The 17,253-nt window shown below is 37.3% G+C and carries 18 protein-coding genes and 1 pseudogene; 11 read left to right on the forward strand and 8 right to left on the reverse strand.

What is annotated here, in order from left to right; genetic code table 11:
- Positions 1-210 precede the first annotated feature (210 nt).
- The 4 genes and pseudogenes from B6F84_RS14085 to B6F84_RS13885 form a co-directional block, all read left to right on the forward strand.
- Positions 211-822 (forward strand): annotated as a pseudogene (locus tag B6F84_RS14085) (carbamoyltransferase N-terminal domain-containing protein); the annotation flags it as partial.
- A 93-nt stretch (positions 823-915) separates the two neighbouring features.
- Positions 916-1,554 (forward strand): carbamoyltransferase C-terminal domain-containing protein, encoded by a 639-nt coding sequence (locus B6F84_RS14090; RefSeq protein ID WP_236749114.1) that lies wholly within the window; start codon positions 916-918, stop codon positions 1,552-1,554.
- 96 nt (positions 1,555-1,650) lie between these two features.
- A complete protein-coding gene (locus B6F84_RS08940) occupies positions 1,651-2,415 on the forward strand; it encodes a glycosyltransferase family 2 protein (protein WP_148691914.1) in 765 nt (254 codons plus the stop codon).
- An 85-nt stretch (positions 2,416-2,500) separates the two neighbouring features.
- The gene (locus B6F84_RS13885; protein WP_187152669.1) at positions 2,501-2,653 is read left to right on the forward strand and encodes a hypothetical protein; all 153 of its coding nucleotides are present in this window, start codon (positions 2,501-2,503) and stop codon (positions 2,651-2,653) included.
- 304 nt (positions 2,654-2,957) lie between these two features.
- Here the strand turns inward: B6F84_RS13885 and B6F84_RS08950 are convergent, their stop codons facing one another.
- Positions 2,958-3,713, reverse strand: coding sequence for an FkbM family methyltransferase (locus tag B6F84_RS08950; protein ID WP_236748934.1), 756 nt, complete (start codon positions 3,711-3,713; stop codon positions 2,958-2,960).
- Between the two features lie 309 nt (positions 3,714-4,022).
- On the opposite strand from B6F84_RS08950, the gene B6F84_RS14185 reads away from it, so the two are divergent.
- Together B6F84_RS14185 and B6F84_RS08955 are read left to right on the forward strand one after the other, a co-directional pair.
- The gene (locus B6F84_RS14185) at positions 4,023-4,151 is read left to right on the forward strand and encodes a hypothetical protein (RefSeq protein WP_257788601.1); all 129 of its coding nucleotides are present in this window, start codon (positions 4,023-4,025) and stop codon (positions 4,149-4,151) included.
- A gap of 158 nt (positions 4,152-4,309) precedes the next feature.
- Complete coding sequence (locus B6F84_RS08955; protein ID WP_187152670.1) at positions 4,310-4,726, forward strand: DUF4145 domain-containing protein; 417 nt, start codon at positions 4,310-4,312, stop codon at positions 4,724-4,726.
- Positions 4,727-4,904: 178 nt separating this feature from the next.
- Here the strand turns inward: B6F84_RS08955 and B6F84_RS08960 are convergent, their stop codons facing one another.
- Genes B6F84_RS08960 through B6F84_RS08980 form a run of 5 tightly spaced genes read right to left on the reverse strand, consistent with a single transcriptional unit; the run spans position 4,905 to position 11,335 of the window.
- Complete coding sequence (locus B6F84_RS08960; RefSeq protein ID WP_148691916.1) at positions 4,905-6,821, reverse strand: hypothetical protein; 1,917 nt, start codon at positions 6,819-6,821, stop codon at positions 4,905-4,907.
- A 39-nt stretch (positions 6,822-6,860) separates the two neighbouring features.
- On the reverse strand, positions 6,861-8,642 hold the full coding sequence (locus B6F84_RS08965) for a hypothetical protein (RefSeq protein WP_148691917.1): 1,782 nt from the start codon (positions 8,640-8,642) through the stop codon (positions 6,861-6,863).
- A 7-nt stretch (positions 8,643-8,649) separates the two neighbouring features.
- Positions 8,650-9,342 carry a hypothetical protein gene (locus B6F84_RS08970; RefSeq protein ID WP_148691918.1) on the reverse strand — a complete coding sequence of 231 codons (693 nt, stop codon included), beginning with the start codon at positions 9,340-9,342 and terminating at the stop codon, positions 8,650-8,652.
- Positions 9,330-9,473, reverse strand: a complete 144-nt coding sequence (locus tag B6F84_RS08975; protein WP_148691919.1) for a ribbon-helix-helix protein, CopG family — start codon at positions 9,471-9,473, stop codon at positions 9,330-9,332. The genes B6F84_RS08970 and B6F84_RS08975 overlap by 13 nt, the downstream gene beginning before the upstream one ends.
- Positions 9,473-11,335 carry a VirB4 family type IV secretion system protein gene (locus B6F84_RS08980; protein WP_148691920.1) on the reverse strand — a complete coding sequence of 621 codons (1,863 nt, stop codon included), beginning with the start codon at positions 11,333-11,335 and terminating at the stop codon, positions 9,473-9,475. Before B6F84_RS08980 ends, B6F84_RS08975 begins: the two co-directional genes overlap by 1 nt.
- A gap of 79 nt (positions 11,336-11,414) precedes the next feature.
- Here B6F84_RS08980 and B6F84_RS08985 point away from each other — a divergent pair, with 79 nt between their 5' ends.
- The 5 genes from B6F84_RS08985 to B6F84_RS09005 all read left to right on the forward strand — a co-directional run bounded on the left by B6F84_RS08985 (position 11,415) and on the right by B6F84_RS09005 (position 14,811).
- Positions 11,415-11,714, forward strand: coding sequence for a hypothetical protein (locus B6F84_RS08985; protein WP_148691921.1), 300 nt, complete (start codon positions 11,415-11,417; stop codon positions 11,712-11,714).
- A 17-nt stretch (positions 11,715-11,731) separates the two neighbouring features.
- Positions 11,732-12,010, forward strand: a complete 279-nt coding sequence (locus tag B6F84_RS08990) for a hypothetical protein (RefSeq protein ID WP_148691922.1) — start codon at positions 11,732-11,734, stop codon at positions 12,008-12,010.
- A gap of 956 nt (positions 12,011-12,966) precedes the next feature.
- A complete protein-coding gene (locus tag B6F84_RS08995) occupies positions 12,967-13,218 on the forward strand; it encodes an ORF80 family leucine zipper DNA-binding protein (RefSeq protein WP_148691923.1) in 252 nt (83 codons plus the stop codon).
- On the forward strand, positions 13,219-14,097 hold the full coding sequence (locus B6F84_RS09000) for a DUF4145 domain-containing protein (RefSeq protein ID WP_148691924.1): 879 nt from the start codon (positions 13,219-13,221) through the stop codon (positions 14,095-14,097). It begins immediately after the preceding gene.
- 213 nt (positions 14,098-14,310) lie between these two features.
- A complete protein-coding gene (locus tag B6F84_RS09005; protein WP_236748935.1) occupies positions 14,311-14,811 on the forward strand; it encodes a helix-turn-helix domain-containing protein in 501 nt (166 codons plus the stop codon).
- Positions 14,812-14,916: 105 nt separating this feature from the next.
- Here the strand turns inward: B6F84_RS09005 and B6F84_RS09010 are convergent, their stop codons facing one another.
- A complete protein-coding gene (locus tag B6F84_RS09010) occupies positions 14,917-15,987 on the reverse strand; it encodes an IS110 family RNA-guided transposase (protein WP_148691925.1) in 1,071 nt (356 codons plus the stop codon).
- Positions 15,988-16,044: 57 nt separating this feature from the next.
- Positions 16,045-17,193 (reverse strand): RNA-guided endonuclease TnpB family protein, encoded by a 1,149-nt coding sequence (locus B6F84_RS09015; RefSeq protein WP_148691926.1) that lies wholly within the window; start codon positions 17,191-17,193, stop codon positions 16,045-16,047.
- Between the last annotated feature and the right edge of the window lie 60 nt (positions 17,194-17,253).

The raw sequence follows: 17,253 nt of genomic DNA on the forward strand, positions 1-17,253 counted from the left end.
ATCACTATTTCACAGGGAATATAAACAATTAAAATTTGGTCAGATGTTTGTACGGCCCTTAGATAATGTTATAATTAGTTATTATGGATTTTCTTCTCTTATAATAAATTTTATTAAAATCGATTACATAGAACTTGAAAAAAACTTGTGAGAAAGGCAATTTCAGATTTAGGGGAAGAAGTTTCATCGGAAATTAAAATATATCCCGTTATGCATCATTTAGCTCATGCAGCTTCGGCTTATTACTTTTCTGGATATAATTCTTCTACGGTGTTGACACTTGACGGAAGCGGAGAATACGATGCTTAGGTAATATGGAAGGTTAAGGATGGAGAATTTGAACCAATACTATCAATGTACACATCCTATAGCTCATTGGGATTTCTTTATGAGTATATAATGTAAAAAATATCTTTCAATAGGCTAGAAGGTCCTGGAAAGGGAATGGGATTAGCTCCTTATGGAAAGAGATCAAAATATTACGACAAGCTAAAAGAATTTGTAAAAATTACTCCAGAAAGAGATATACCTTTTTACATTGAAAATGGAAAGGTTCTAAAGACTAAAAACAAGTTAGAATTTTTCTCATTTTACGAAAGGTTGACTGAGAAGTTTGTTGGCCAAAAGCTTGCTTGGAATCCATATGGTGAATTAAATGAGGATGCGATAAATATAGCTTTGGCTGTTCAAAAGGTTACTGAAGAAGCTGTTTTGGCAACAGCAAAGTGGGCTAAAGATCATACTGGTGAGGATAAGGTTGCTTTAGCTGGTGGGGTAGCACTTAACGCTAAGGCTAACATGGAGCTTCATTATTCTCGTCTATTTAACGATATGTTTATTTTTCCAGCAGCTAATGATGCCGGAGGTCCTATTGGTGCTGCGGCTTATGTTTACGAGCACGTTTTAGGAGGTAAGATGAAGAGGCAGAGGTTAAAGAACGTTTATCTAGGTCCAGAATATGATGACGAGACTATTAAGAAAGCAGTGCAAGATAGTAAGTTTAAGGCTGAGTACGTTGGGGAAGACGTTAATAAGGTCGCTGATTTGGTTGCTAAGGGTTACATAGTTACTTGGTATCAAGGTAGGGCTGAATTGGGGCCTAGGGCTCTCGGCAATAGGTCAATTGTTGCTGATCCAACTAGGAAGGATTATTGGAGGCTTGTGAATGAGATTAAAGGTAGGGAATGGTGGAGGCCTTTGGCTCCTTCATTGCTTGATGAGGATAAGGAAGTTTACTTTAAGGATCCCGTATCTCACGAGTTCATGGTCTTAATGTTTCGTTATAAGGATGAGGAGGCATGTAAAAGAGTTCCTGTAACTTGTCACGTGGATATGACTGCAAGACCTCAGACAGTTACTAGGGATCAGAATAAGACGTGGTATGATCTTATAAAAGCATTTAAAGATGCTAAGGGTGAAGGATTAGTGATGAATACTTCATTTAATCTTGCTGGAGAACCTTTGGTTGAAACTCCTCAAGAAGCTTTGAGGAGTTTTGCTGTTAAAGGTTTTGATGCTATGTACATGCAAGGCTGGATAATATACAAGAGGTAGAGAAGAAAAAGAGAGAAAATCATTTTATATACTCTCTCTTTTTGCTTTAAATCTATAACAGATTGATTTTTAAATTTTACATCCTTCATTATTCAAATGAAGGTAAGTGTAGTAATTCCCACACTTAACAGTGAGAAGACTATTGGTTTAGCAGTAAGTTCTGCGTTAAAATTTTCAGATGAGGTCATCGTAGTTGATTCGTTCTCTTCTGATAGAACTGTGGAAATTGCTGAAAAGGAGGGAGCAAAGGTAATCCAGATCAAAGGCAGTAGGCTTATTGCTAGGATTGAAGGAGCAAAGAGAGCTAAAGGAGACTACGTAGTTAACCTAGATTCTGACATGTATTTTTCTGACAACTTTAAGGGATTTGAGGAGAAAGTAGTTGCTTTAGGAGAAATTACTGTGGGGAAAGGAACAGTTTATAAAATAATGTCGATAGATAGGGAAATAACTCACAGGAGATGGATGGAAAATCTGGACGTAAAAAAGGGCGGAATTATTCCGAGGATGTACGATAGGGAACTGTTGTTGAAAGCTTATGATAATATCCCTGGACATCTTAGGGAGAGATTGAATGCCTTTGAGGATAGTATTATATATTACGAAGTCTCAAAACTGTACAAGGGAAAAGTTCAGTTTATCCCTAGTGCTGTATACCATATAGAAGACGATTCTCTCTTTCAATTCATGAGGAAATGGTACAAATATGGGAAGAACGCAAAGCTTCTAAAGGGGACTGAGTACGAAAGGATTATGAAAGAAAGAGGAATGAGACCCGGACTAACTATGTCAGAAAAGGTAAAATTGGTTTTGCCTACGTTAATTAAAGGTATACCTTTCGCCTTAGGATATTATTTATAGATCGATGTGTCTATATAAATATTTAATATCTCACAAGCAAGATAGAGGGCGATGTGAAAGTTCCATATTATAAGGAAAATGATTAATGAGTCTATTAAAGAATTGTGAGGCTGACGTTATTTTAAACTCAGAGTTAGAGAAGATAGTGTTTGAAGCTCACCCTAAACTGAGTAAGGTTTCTAATAAGAAGATAATTTCTAAGTTGGAGAGCGAGAAATGTAACAGTAAAATTAAATGAGACGGAGATAATTTATTGTGAGAAAATAATTTGAACATAGTTCATTGTTTAATTAAGCGTTAGAGTAAGAAAAGATCTTAAGGAGAAGACCGAGGAGTTAGTAATAAACATTAGAGAAATTGTGGAGAAGGCTTTAGAGGAAACATGTAAAGGTATAGAGTATGAATTTAGAGTCTAAGGAGGCAAGTGGCAAAAGCCCTTACTCATTTTGTTATTTAAAATCTAATATGTCTACAGTTATAAAATGGAATTTAGCTGATATATAAGTTTATGAAATAACTAACCAGCAGATATACTACATATGTTATTTTCTAACATACATAGCGTAATAGATTCCTGGATATGTTAGCTCTTCTTTTAATTTATATAACCCATGTCCTTGCAATTTAGTGTCTACAAAGTTTCGATTTTGTTCATGAACTTCTATTATTACCTTATTTGTTCTATCCAGAGTATTTTCAGCACCTATTAGAACCTCATTTTCTAAGCCTTCAACATCAATCTTTAACAAATCTATTCTACTTAACTTCAGTGAATCTAGAGTTAGAATTTTAACTCTATATCCAGATTGTGAGACATGAGTTTCGTCAAAATCAAGTTCAATAGTCACCTCACCTTCTTTACTTCCTAATGCTACGTTATATAGTTTAACGTTATCGAATTTGTTATCGTGAACGTTGAGTGATAATATCTTAAATGAGTTCGGATTAGGTTCAAAAGAGTAAACAGTACATTTGTTTTTAGCAGCCCTTAAAGTATATGCACCAATATAAGCACCAACATCTACAAAAACTTCTCCTTCTTCAAAGGAAAACCATTTTCTAACGTTAATCTCTTGCCTTAATAAGTAATGCTGAATGTCGTGGATGAAATTATGTTTACGTACATTAAATATTATACCGTCTATCTTTACCTTTATTAAGCTCGTGACATCTTCATTGTGCTCAAATCCTTTGTGAAGAATAAAGTAATTTACGAAAGTTTTTAGTGAGAGATAGTAGAAGATAGGCAAAGTTCTGAGATCGGCTGGAAAAACCTTTAAATAATCTGAATAACGCATACACCAATATTTCAAATATCTATTATTAAGTTTTGATATTAAATGTGTTCTGTGAATCGCCTTAGAACGTTGTTAATCGAAAGACTAGTGCAAGAGAACTGAACATGATGAAAGCGTCGTAAAAATTTACGAACTGATGTTCCCCTTTTACGTCTTCAGACACTGGTGGGAACTACTCTAAAGAGATTTAGCCATCCATCGCGTATTTTTAACTGAATGAAGAGAATCGGTTAAAGGAAAGTTGATATTTTTACAAACATATTTCAATTAAAATAAAAAAGTAAATTATTCACTTAAGAGAACAGATAAATGGAATCAAGTATAAGGCAAAATACTACTAACCTTATTAGAGAAGGCGAAGGTAATATCAACATGCCTTACGGTATGGGACAGAGTGAAAAACATAGAATTAGCTTTTCTAATAAGGTAATATCTTAATCCAAATTAAGTGAGGTTTTATTTTAAGGCTTGTCTTCAATGCTTTATTCAACGCAGGTACATTTTCTCAAAAAACGAAGAAAGTGATGTTATCTATTCCTTTTAGCATTAATAAGGCTGCACTTAGAAGTTTTATTGATCAATGGTATACGTTTTATATGGAAGCTGAAAATCTATCCGGTAATATTCCTTCCGATGTAGCCGATAACTATTTGGAAGCAGTTAGGTGCTTTAATGCTAATGCGTATAGGGCATCTGTAGTAATGGCTAGGAGAACTCTAGAATTAGCATTGTTTAGAAAAGGATTAATAAAAGAAAAAGAGACTATAGCAAGTTTTATACAGAGAGAAAAGGAAAAGTCTTCTGAACAAAGAGTGCTTAGTGATAAAGTGCTTGATTTATTAAGTGCTATTAGGGTGTTCGGTAATTATGGGGCGCATGTGTCTGATGACATGCTGAATGATATAACTGAAGAAGATGCAAGACTAACAATAGAAATCTTAAAGAAAGCCCTAAGTGAGCTATTCAGACCGAATCTATTGCGTAAACTGGGGGAATTAACTCGAAACGCCTAACGTATTCTACTACTTCACTATTCTAATTTTCTTTTATAGTTTGATTCTATTTCTGCTTCTACTTGTCGAGATTCTACCAAATCTAAAATGTCTGGTATGACTATCTGAACTTGTTCCATAATTTAAACTAATGCAAAATAATATATAAGTATTAGGAAGAGAAAAAGAAGAATATATCTTAGAATGTCTGAGTTCTTTTCTTTCCTGGCTTTCTTAATCTCGTTTCCCTAATCTTATTTTGAATGCTCTCAAACGGCCTGACATTGATACCTTGAGCATTAAGCCAGCTATCCATCTTTTGCCCAAACTTCTGTGCAGTCATTATAGCTCCTGCTTTTAGATTTTCGCCAACACCATATGCAAATGCGTGAGCCTTTGTTTCCTTAATCTCAACATCCTTCTTCCTCAAGTTAGTAGCAGTTTCGCGAAAAACAGTTGCCTGTCCTTGTTTTTCTGTATTAAGTGATGAGATTGCAGTAACGTTATTCATGTCCGATCCAGTTATCCTCATATTGTTGTTCGTTGGTTTCGCTTGCATCGGTCCGTAGTCAGTATATTCCTTCGCTGAAGTTATCTCGTACCCCTTAGGAACGTTCACTGGGTTTTCAGCACTCGTAGATATCTTTGCAGATTCCCTATTCCTAATTCTACTTATGATCCCTACTGGCGCCGGTCCGGGCGAATTCACTGATAGAGAAGAAGGCGTGCCATACTGTTGTGATAGTTTCGTTCCGGGTGATGGAGGAGGATTCGAAACGTTCATATTTATCCTCCCAAGTCCCGTTCTTAATTTTGAAGATCCGACCGAAGCGCCTACTTGAGCAGGAGCTCCAGCAGGTACTGGTGTAGGTGTATTCTGCCCCGCGCCACTTCCTCCTCTTCCGCCTGCTCCTCTTCCTCTTTTGAATGGTAGAAGATTCGTCCCTAATGACAATAATCCCGATCCGCCTGCAAAACTGATCATCATCGGTAAAAATCCATACAAGACGGGGGACGCTAAGTACAATATCGTTGCGTAGCCTGCGTTTGATGTACCTACGCTCAGTAGCGTTAGAAAGATGCCAGAAGCTATTATACCAGAGAAGGCCATCCCTAATACAAATTCTATTAAGAATTTCACCGCCCCGCGAAGGGGAGGGAATACCCATAATGCCATGAACACTGGGAATAGTACCAGCGCTGCAGCGACGGCGAAAAATCTTATTGCAGCTAACATTCCTGCTATTGCTAGAGAAAATAGTATATCTGACGCAGTGTCCGCCAGAGCGGGAACGAAGTATCCTCCTGCAAATCCCCCTGCAATTAATGCAGCTGCTGAATCACCCATGCTTGTTATCGTTCCTGATACGGGTTGTATCAGGCAGTTTGCTATATAGTTAATAACTGTTGCAAAAATTTCATAAATGTAAGGCATTGATATTATAAGAAGTACTGCTGCAGCTACATCTTTCGAAACATCTTTCAGCATAGCAAATACGTCTTCTTTCTGCCACAGTGTCCAAATAATATCCCCTAATATCGCTATACCTAGAACTCCGAACGCAATGTTCTCTGTGAATTGATAAACGCTTTCCCCGTTTATCTGGATTGATAGAATTTGAGATGAGCTTGGCATATCGATAAGCCATTGAACGGGCACCCCTAACTGGAAAGAGGTCCCAGGTATTCCGATACCGAACACAGCGTTAACTTGAGGTGGTTTCAAATTTACATTATTAACGCCAAAAATTGAAGGGCCATAATTTAACATGAAGATCAGCGCTATAGCAGTCAAGAAATACCCCAAACCTTCCCTGCCGTTCCCCCGAACTAGCTCAATAGCTGCGAAGATAACAGAAAACGCCGCTGCAGCGTATATGGCATACGATATGTCAGACCAGCCTGGGATATTATAACTTTGATAACTTATTGTGCTCGTGATAATAGTCCATCCAAATGCTAGAATAAATGCCCCGATTGTAGTTCCAAATATTATCTTTCTTCCTTCGGCAGACCTACCTAAAGTAAATAAAATAGCACTAGCTATTATCCCTCCGAAAACCACAATCCAGCCGAAATAATCCAGATAATCTACTAATGTGCCTAGTTCTATCACTTTTCCTCAAAGAAAAAATAAGGAATATTTAAATAGAGTTCACGCGCCAAAGAACTCAACACTATAATTCGCATATTCATATTGTTCAAATTCAATAGCCCCGTCACACCAATTGAGCCATTTATAAAATGTATGCGTTCCATTTTCTATATCTGTTATATTCGCAAATCCGTACATGAAAGAAGATACGACCAATCCTTGTGAGCCGTTTACTATTATTTTGCTAATGAGAGGAAGCTCCAGCGGTCCTATAATTTCCATTGTTGCGTTTGGTATACTGTAGTTCAGCCAAGGTATACTGAAAGATGCGAAATATAACGCTAAGTTTCGTACTTCCCAAGAAGGTCCAGAATAGTTAGCCAGGATTTGCACTGGCTGTAAGGTTTCACTTTCATTAATTTGATGTAAATCATTCACTAACGACATAAATAATGTTATCGCTGTGAAATTAGCATATTTCTCATTAGCGAAGTAATTCGTTAGATATTTATAAAGTCCGTATAAATAAGCAGGTCCTTGTAGAAATTCCAGAGCGAAATTATGTTCGTATACTTGATTTTGAGGAATATGATGGAATACCCATTGGGGCTGTTTTGCTATATTATCATTTACTTTTATATTGAGATAGTAGTTTATCGTATTCCCAGTCTGTTGTCTATATTGCTTAGTGATAATTTCTATATGTCCCGCGTTCCATGTTCTATTTATCATATAGTTTGCAATCTTAATCGTATCGTAAGTCATGATCGTTGGTGTAGAGAAATTTTTAGTTTCAAAGCTCCAGATCAAAAATGAAAAATCAGCGTTGATTATTCTAGTATGATAAGTTTGATTTCCTATGACTGTCACGGGGTTAGTTCCATTGAAAACTCTAATCGTCATGGGGATACTGACATTATACTCGTACCAGTTAAAAGTAAAATTCTGATAAGACACGTATGGTCCTTTAGGACAGTATATATAAACATGATAAGTATAGTTTCCCTGAGTGTAAGTATAATTATAGCAGGCCTGAGTTGTGCTCAAAGAGAGAAGAGCGTAAACTTCCTCAGGATAGTGTTGTATACAGACTATACCCGTTATATTTTCTGTGACATTTCCGCCAACCCAGTAGAACATATACTTAAAGTTTGTAGTATTGACCAGCTTATTATTTGCATATAAATAAGCGGTCCCGCTTACATTCATATTGTAATAGTAATATTCATACACATTGTTACAAATAATGTAAGTCCGATTATAGAATAGGTAAGTTTGGACATTATAACTGGTAGTCACGTGGGTTTTTACTGAAGTTTTGTTGATAATCTGGCAAACTGGGGAGTTTACCGTAATGTTATCGGATGGCGGATACGAAACATTGAACGGACTGGCATTAAAGAAGGATAATTTCAAATGATAAAATGTAAGATTAGCACCGTTGTACTCAACCGCATTATATAATTTATATGTAATATTACTAGGCTCTAGTGCGCCTGCAAGATCCGCAGTTGTCCAATAAGGACCAGGAGCTATCATACTTGCATTGTAGGAAAGCAACTGTAGTATTGCTTCTTCTAGTGGTGTTCCTGTTCCGTCACTTAGGAAGATCTTCAAGTTCGAATCATTCGTAAGGTTAGTTGGAGTTACAGGTAGCTGCAGCATACAATTCAGTAAAGTTCCTCCAGTGATTGTCATATTTTTATAATAATTTGGCGGAACAGGGGGCTTAATTGGTACTACACTGAAGTGCACATTTGCTGCTATTTGTAACGCTAACATTATCAGTAAAATAGCTACAACAAACCAAATTATTGCCTTGTGCGGTTCTTCTGTTTCCATTTTCTTCTCACCTTATCAATATTTCTAAAATTCTTTCAAATGAAACTGAAAAACCTGCTATCATCATTACCATTGTTATGATCATTTCCTTAATGTTCAAAATCAGTAATTCTTTGTGAAATAAAATCGCTCCGAATGCTCCTACTGCTATTCCTATTATTATTATAATGTAATCTGCATAGCTGACTGCAGGGGATTTTGATTGTATGATCTGCTGTTTCTCTTCAGTGCGAATATATTTCTGTGCTTGCGATGCGCTTTTCTGCTGTTTCTCTTCTTTCTTTTTCGATTTCTCTTCTTTCTTCTTTTTCATTTCCTCTTTTTTCTTCAGTTTTTCTTCCATCTTTCTTCTTTTCTCTTCCTCTTTCTTCCTCTTGAGCTCCTCCTTTTTCTGTTTCAGCTCTTCTTTGCTCTTACTAGAACTAGAGCTCCCGAACAAGTAATAGGACATCAGGCCTATTAGCAATGATTCTGGTCCGACAGATTTTTTCGGATAAGCTATTAAAAATCCTAGAAATGCAATTAATAAAATCCCTAAAAGTTCTGTCACTGGTTTTCCACTATCAATGAGTTTATACCCTACTAGCACCGCAATGAGCCCGTACATCATATTTTTCATTGTCAGGAAAGAATTTCCGCCTAGAGGTTCTTCAAAAAAGTTGATTTCGTCTATAATCAGACTCTCTCTTAATCTTGCCATTCTCTCACCCTCTCTAGAATTATCTCTCTTACGACCTGGGAAACTGAACTTCCCTTAATTTCTGCCATCTTCAATAATTTATTGTAAATGTCTTCATCTATATACGTTATTACGGCCTTTCTCTTCATCATCACCACTCACCTGATGTCCTGAATAATTCGAATTCTTCTCTAGAAGGCTGAACATAGATTCTCAGTAAGTAATTACCAGATCTAAGAATTCCATGCCCAGGCTCAGCGTTGATCAGTGAATTCGCCTCCTCCTCCCTGATATTGTAGATCTCTTTCAGCGTCTTTATTGAAGCCTCTTTCTGTCTTAGTAAGATTGTTGTAGCAGACTGCTCAAGAATCGTTCTTCCAGCTTCAGTTGCAGCAACATCGTAAGGCCTCTGCGTGATAAAAAGTAGTCCTTTGTTATATTTTCTAGCTCTTCTTGAAAGATTTTCTAAAAGGCTCATCGTAATGGGGTACTTAACGAAGAGCCACGCTTCATCTATAAAGATATATCCTTTTTCTCTGTCTGAAAATGCATATTTCTGGAAAATAATCGTAACTAAAGTTGTAATAAGAGCCTTCAGTCTTGACGCTCCATAGCCGCTGATCTCTTTCAGCCCAAATATTATATTATGCTGAAAATCTGGAATATCGCCGTCGAAAACATAAGAATCTGGTGGGGCTTCTATTCCTTTCAAATAGTTATATAGTTCTGTATCACTTTTCTTTATTTTTCCTACAAATTCGAATATCGATTCTGATTCACTTGCAAAATCGTTTACATAAGCTCTCAGTCTGTTGATGAGTGCAATATTTTCCTGGGGAATATAGAAAGTTGAAAGAATCTCTGCAACATCATCTACATCTAATAAACGTCCCTCCGTTGTTGTTATTCTATAAAGCTTAAACGGATCTAGACCTAATAGCTGATTTTTTCTTACTATTATCCCTTCGGCGTTGAATATTTTCGCATTTTTTACGTATTCATTTTCTGGGTCAATTCCATAGATTTTAACACCAAATTTTTCTATCATTCGCTTTAGAAATACTTTCGACGTCATGCTCTTTCCAGACCCAGTTTCACCTAAAACTATAATATTGTAATTATTTCTTCTGTAAGGATTAAACAAAACAGGTGATCCGGAATCACTGAAACCTAGAAAGATCCCATTCTCATCTATTAGATCTTCAGAAATCAGCGGATAGAATTGCCAACTTGCTGTTATTGTGTCGACATAATGAGGCCGAATACTGTTATAAAAAGGCATGAAAAAGTCCACGTCAACCCTAAAGTTGTAAAGGGCACCTTGGTAAAAGCGCGGTATATCCACATCGAACAAACGACTTTTTGCAATCGATCTCACTTGATTAAATTTATCTTTCAGTTCTGCTTTAGATTCGCCGTAGTATGTGACATAGGTCCAGAATCTTAGCAGTTTCGCTTGTCCTCCAATGATTCCTTGAAGCTGAGTTACTTTGTTCATCTTTCTAATTGTGAAAGAATCGTTACTATTTGCACTTTCTAGTCTCTTTCTGGTTCTATCTATTGCGGAAGCAGCTGATACAGGGTCCAGCGCTTCCCATTTAAAAACAATATCCCCTAAGCCGAAATATTCGGCGAGAAAACCTTCTGGGACAATATCAGGGAATCTATAGAAAACTGCAGATTGCGCTAATAGTCCATTCTCAAGCTCTACGTAGTCTGGGTGGGCTTTAGCGATTTTTGGCCTTTCAAGTTTTGCTTGATTGTATTGAAGATCGGTAGTTGTGGCTAACAAGAACTTATTAAAAATGATAGGATATTTCTCGTTCTCATATTCATATTCGCTTTGCTTAGATATTACTATTATTGTACCGCGATCTACTAAATTTAATAATTGCTGGAAATCGTTTTCTAGTCTGTCCCTTTCGTTATCGTCCAATAACTCAAAAGGCCCAGGTTCTAGTTCGTAAATTTTCTCTTCTATCTTCTTCTTTTTTGTTTGTTGTTCCTGTTTCATCAATCAAAAAATGCTAATGTTTAAATAGGCTGCGCTCTACATATCTCTATTTAAATCTTCGCTTTCTTCATTTGAGAAAATGGAGCCGTTCTATTTTAAATCATATGATAAAGTAATAGGAACAGCACACAATATAAAGGAGCTAGAAAGTGAGGTGGAAAGGTTATCTAAAGAGGATCCGGAAGCATTGCAGTATCATTTAAAGGAAGGTCACATAGTATCCTGGCTGAACTATATAGGCGAGAGGGGTTTAGCTGAAATACTGAAAGGTGTAACAGAACCTGAAGAGGCCATTTCAAGAATAAAAGAATATGAACTACTGAAAAATTCTGCGAAAGTGCCAAACAAAAGATCAAGCAAGAGAAGGAAGAGAAACTGAAATAACTCCCTAGTTAAATGAGTAACATAATATATGTTGGTGGAAAAATGATGGGTGTTTATTATTATATATATGTGCTTGTAGATTTATTGTTATTTATTACGGGGTTAATAGCCATTAAAAAAGATAATTGGACGTTGGATCAAAAGGATTATGTGGTCGGCGTTTCGATTTCAACATCTCTTGAAATGTTATTTCTATCCTTTATTGGAATTCCAATAATTTATGAGGCCATGCTTGTGGTAGGCGTAGTTGTTTTATTCGCTGACTTTTTATTATTTAGACTAGCAAGTTAAATTTTTATTTTTATATAAAACTTTTTAGTTTAATATTCTGTTTTAGCCACTCCGTCTTTCTTTGCTAATATGTGCAGTTCTTTTTCTCAGCTAAAGCGTAGAAAAATTCAGAAAACTCCCCAATTTACTGAATAAAAATTCTATTTATGATCTATGTTTCTTTTCTGAGAATCTGAACTGTGTATAAACCATTTTTTTATACTGAGCAGCCTTTTGTTTTTGCAATCTTTGATATGCATTTTTTGGTGTATGTCCTTTCGTTATCTTTTTTCACCTCAATATAATTTAGCATTTTAAAAATAAAAATGTTGAAGAGCACAATATTGTGAATTGTGATAGAAGGACAAACCTCGCCATCTATGACAGGGAGGAAGTCAGATTTGTGAGTTAACTTTATTCCTTCTGAATCAAAATAAAAATAGGGGAACGGGCTCAGATTCCAAGCCTTTCATCATGGTTCAGCCCTGGAATCCTCATCATTTCCCCGCCCCCATTTTAGTTCTTGATTTTTTTCCTTGTGTACGCCATAAATAGTTCTTAATTTTCTTACATATTTAAACTTTCAATATCGCAATATCACGTTTCATTGTTTATAGTGAGGAGGAAGTCAGTGCGAGAAATTGAGGCTAGATAACGGGGGTTATCTCAGTGTCTGTTCTTTTAGCCATTCCGCATACTTCCTAATATTATATATTATAGCCCCGTATACAGTTGGCATCCGATTCAGTTCTGGTTTGGTCCATCATTTGCCCACTCCCCATCTTAGTTTTAATCCTGGTCGGATCCAGGGGTTTTTAGTCAAAAGAGCTTGATCTTACGATAATGACGACAAACCTAACACTCTGTTAATCCTGATATACCAGTCTAGAAATCCCAATTCTTGCTCCCTTCTAAGGAGGTAACACTCTGTTAATCCTAGTTAAGGTTTAATAAGGGCAATAGTTCAATACAATTTTATGGAAAGTAAGATTGAGAAACATAAGAGGAGGTTTACAATCACACAAATTATTTTGATGACAATGGCAAAAGCCCCAGGGAGTTGTTGTAGTTTGGAGTATCTCAGTGAGAAGACGTCTGTAGATAAGGACGAGTTGTTGGTTTATCTATCCAGGTTGGCACAGAGGGGGATAATAGAGAGGAAGTGGCATAAGGGAAGGGCAGGGAAAGAGAGGATGTATTGCTTAAAGTATAAGGATGAGTTGTTATGAGTGCATACAAGAATCCACTGCAAAATTGACATCATGCAAGTTTCTAGTGGAGCAAGAGGATTCCTTATCTCTTTAGAGTTCAATAACACGGATCCACGCAGCAGTATTGAGATATGGTTTCCTATAGATGGATATCTTGACCTACAAAAAAACGAGAAAGGATATATAAGGAATGAGTACGTTTGCAGGATTTTAGAAACCAACCCAGACGTTGCATCTAATATCAAAAACATAGAATTAGATGATTATCTCTTAGCACCGAACCAGATGAAATCCAGTACTTTCCTTTGTATTGTTGAACCTCATATTGCCCATAGGCTGTATAATTATATTAATAACATCAATATGAACTATATCACCTTTAATTTAAGGCTCCTCTTTAGTGCTTTATTCAACGCAGGTACACTTTCTCAAAAAACGAAGAAAGTGATGTCATCTATTCCTTTTAGCATTAATAAGGATACACTTAGAAGTTTGATTGATCAATGGTATACGTTTTATATGGAAGCTGAAAATCTATCCGGTAATATTCCTTCTGATATAGCTGATAACTATTTGGAAGCAGTTAGGTGCTTTAATGCTAATGCGTATAGGGCATCTGTAGTAATGGCTAGGAGAACCCTAGAATTAGCATTGTTTAGAAAAGGATTAATGAAAGAAAAAAAGAGTATATGGGATTTCATACAGGGAGAAAAGGAAAAGTCTTCTGAGCAAAGGGTACTTAGTGGTAAAGTGCTTGATCTATTAAATGCTATTAGGGTGTTCGGTAATTATGGAGCACATGTGTCTGATGACATGCTGAATGATATAACTGAAGAAGATGCAAGACTAACAATAGAAATCTTAAAGAAAGCCATAAGTGAGCTATTCAGTAAGTAACCGAATCTATCGCGTAAACTGGGGAGTTAACTTGAAACGCCTAACGTATTCTGCTACTTCACTATTCTAATTTTCTTTTATAGTTTGATTCTATTTCTGCTTCTACGTGCAACATAAAACGATTCTAATAGTCGTTTTATTGAAACACTACCTAGCCTCTCAAGCCTGTGGCCCGGGTTCAAATCCCGGCCGGAGCACTAATTTTTCCTTAAATTGAAAGAGAGTTATGTTCTCTATAGATATAAGGAAATTGCAACAGCGAAGGATATTTTTGCAACACTCTCACCATTTAATATGGAATGTGATAATATTGTAGACATTGATGTAAATAAACTCGATAATGGGCAAAAAATTAGAATATTGAAGAAAGCAATAGAAAAATTTGGATTAAGTTACGTTGCACAAAAGCTAGGGATTGACAGAAGCACTTTATATAGATACGTTGCAGTCAAAGTGAAGAGAGTCCCAGATGAGATAGTAAGCAGAGCTGCGGAAATGCTCAGTGTTGAAGAGTTATCAGATGCTATATACGGGTTGAAAACTATAGACGTAGATCCTACAGTAGCTCTTAGTGTAATTATAAAGGCATTAAGGGATGACGGATTTCGGAATTTCTTCTTAACACTGCTTTATCAATACCTGGGAGACTATCTGAATACAGTTACCAGGACCTATATAGTAAATGAGGAAGATCTGACTTCCTCTCCGCCCTAAAGGGCGAGGGCGTTCAGTAATAAATCTTTTGGTCGAATTTTGAACATAGTATTAGCTACTATTGCCACGCGGACTCTTTCAATCCGCGTGGCGATTATGGGAGGGTCACTTCACCTCATAAGGTTTATTATTATACCAAACACTCCACACTATCCTAGCCAACTTCCTAGCTAAGGCAGTGTACAGTTTCCTACCCTTCAGTTTATCCTTGTGGGCTTCGTAGAACTTAAGGAGAGTCGGGTTACGAGAGCATTGAGTCTCAGCGAGAAAATAAAACAAGCTACGCAAATACTTGTTACCCCTCTTGGAGATACCCTTTCTAACCTCAATCCTACCGCTCCTCTCAACTATCGGGTCTAAACCGCAATAAGCAACGAAGGATTCAGGTCTCGGGAAGCGCTTAATATCACCCACAATCCCAATTATAATCCCGGCTGCCAGTTTCCCTATCCCGGGAATCGTGAGTAACACGTGGTCTTGAGGCACATTACCCTCTATCATCTTCCTCACCTCCTTCAACTCTTCTCGTGTTTGAATTAGTGTCCTCGCCAGGACTTGAATCTCACGTAGTACTGTATTAGTGTATTCCAGTTGATACAGTTTTACGTCGGAGAAGTCTCCCTTAGAGAACTTCTCCAATCTCTTCTCGCTCAACTTCTCGTCGCTCACGAGGAAGAGAGCTCTCCTCAACCTGTTCTCCTGTTTCGTTTGCACATCCTTCATGAAGAGGTAGAGTGATACTAACTCTTTCAAGGGGTTGTTAACGTATTCTCTAGCCTTATTTACCATGTTTTCAAGTTTTTCTGCGTCGTAAAAATCTGTTTTCTTTCCCCTTACGTCTTTTTCTTTCCATAACAAGGTAGGGCTGACTAGCAGGACTTTCACTCCTCTTTCTTTGAAGTATTGGCAAGGTCTCGTTGAGTATACTCCGGTGGGTTCTATTACGATGATGTTTGGCTTCATGGTTAGTATTTCTTCGTAGCCCTTCTCGTTGTTTGCGAATTTCCTCACCCTCCCCTTACTTGTTACCAAGTGGTCTTTTGATATATCTATTCCAATTGCCCCTACGCTTGTGTCACACCTATATTCGTGAATATTTTCACAATGTTCAGTCCGACCGTAGGGGCTCGTCACGCCCTCGCCCGAAGACTTTGCTTCAGTTCCCCTCTCGACCATTTTTCCCCAGCTGAGGAGGATTACTCTCCCCAGCTAATTAACCTATATAGGTTCCCCTCATCGATTCGGATTTACATTTCTCATTTGAGGGGCAGTCGAGAGGCTCAGAGAACCCCTCCCATTCAGATTCGCGACTGCGATAACGTCACGATCATTCTCGTAACCGCACGAACAGGAAAACCAACGGTGAGAGGTCTCCTTCATCTTCTTCCCGCACTTAGGACAGGTTACGGAGGAATAGAATGCGGGAACGTATTCCACGATGAGACCGTGCTTTTTAGCTTGCCATTCAATCCAATACTGAATACGACGATACTGCATCAGATATAACTTATCTCTGTACTCCTTCGGTAGATCCTTAACATTTTTGATCAAGTCCCTCAGATTCTCAAGCTTAATAACGTTAGCACCCAAATCTCTATCAATATCTACAACCCATTTTCCTATCTTTCTTGCAGAATCCTCCATGATACATTTAGCCTTCAGATGAAAAGAATGGATCCTATAGAGGATCCTCTTGTTCTCTTTCCACCTTTTTGGATATTTTTTCTGAAGAACCTCTGCAAGTGACTTCCAGTGATGGGAATCGGATAAGCGAGTTGGTATTCTAACATAATGAGTGTCATCCTTCCCTGCAACAATCTCGTTCATGTTCACGTCTACGGCTACACCGTCCATGGGTACTATTTGTTCTTGTTCCTTCTCAAATACAACTTTAAGAAATGCTTGGCTGTCCTTAATTACTAACCTGGCTTCTTTCATCTTCCAGTCTTTATAGGAAGAGAGATTTCTGGGATAACCCAGAATCGGAAGTTCGCCGACGCTAGCTATCTTAACGCCCATTTTCTCTAAATTAAGAGAGTAACTCAGTCTCGGTGATAACCATACTGTTGGTTTATGCACCCAAGGGAATCTACCTTTGTTAGTGTTATTATACCAGCCTTTATAGATTGCAAGTGCATCTCTATAACAATCTTCAGCAATCTTAGAGGGTAGTTGGAATTCCTCTCTTATTTTTTCATATAGTTCTTGATGTATTAGCTGAAGGATACCTTTCTCTTTTGGATTTACGTTCCTCTCTTTTAACCAGAAGAGAACGAACTTTAACGCCTTCACGTAGTTACGAGAGAGGGCTAAGAGGGGCTCTGATACTCCAATCTTCATAGAAACTGTTGCTCTGATTGGATTTTTACCCCCCTTAGCCATAAGAATGAGTCGGAAGGAAAAATATTTAAACTTTCATCATCCCCGCCCCTAGAAGGGGCG

Origin of the sequence: Acidianus manzaensis (genome assembly GCF_002116695.1) — an archaeon.
Classification (GTDB): Archaea; Thermoproteota; Thermoprotei_A; order Sulfolobales; family Sulfolobaceae; genus Acidianus; species Acidianus manzaensis.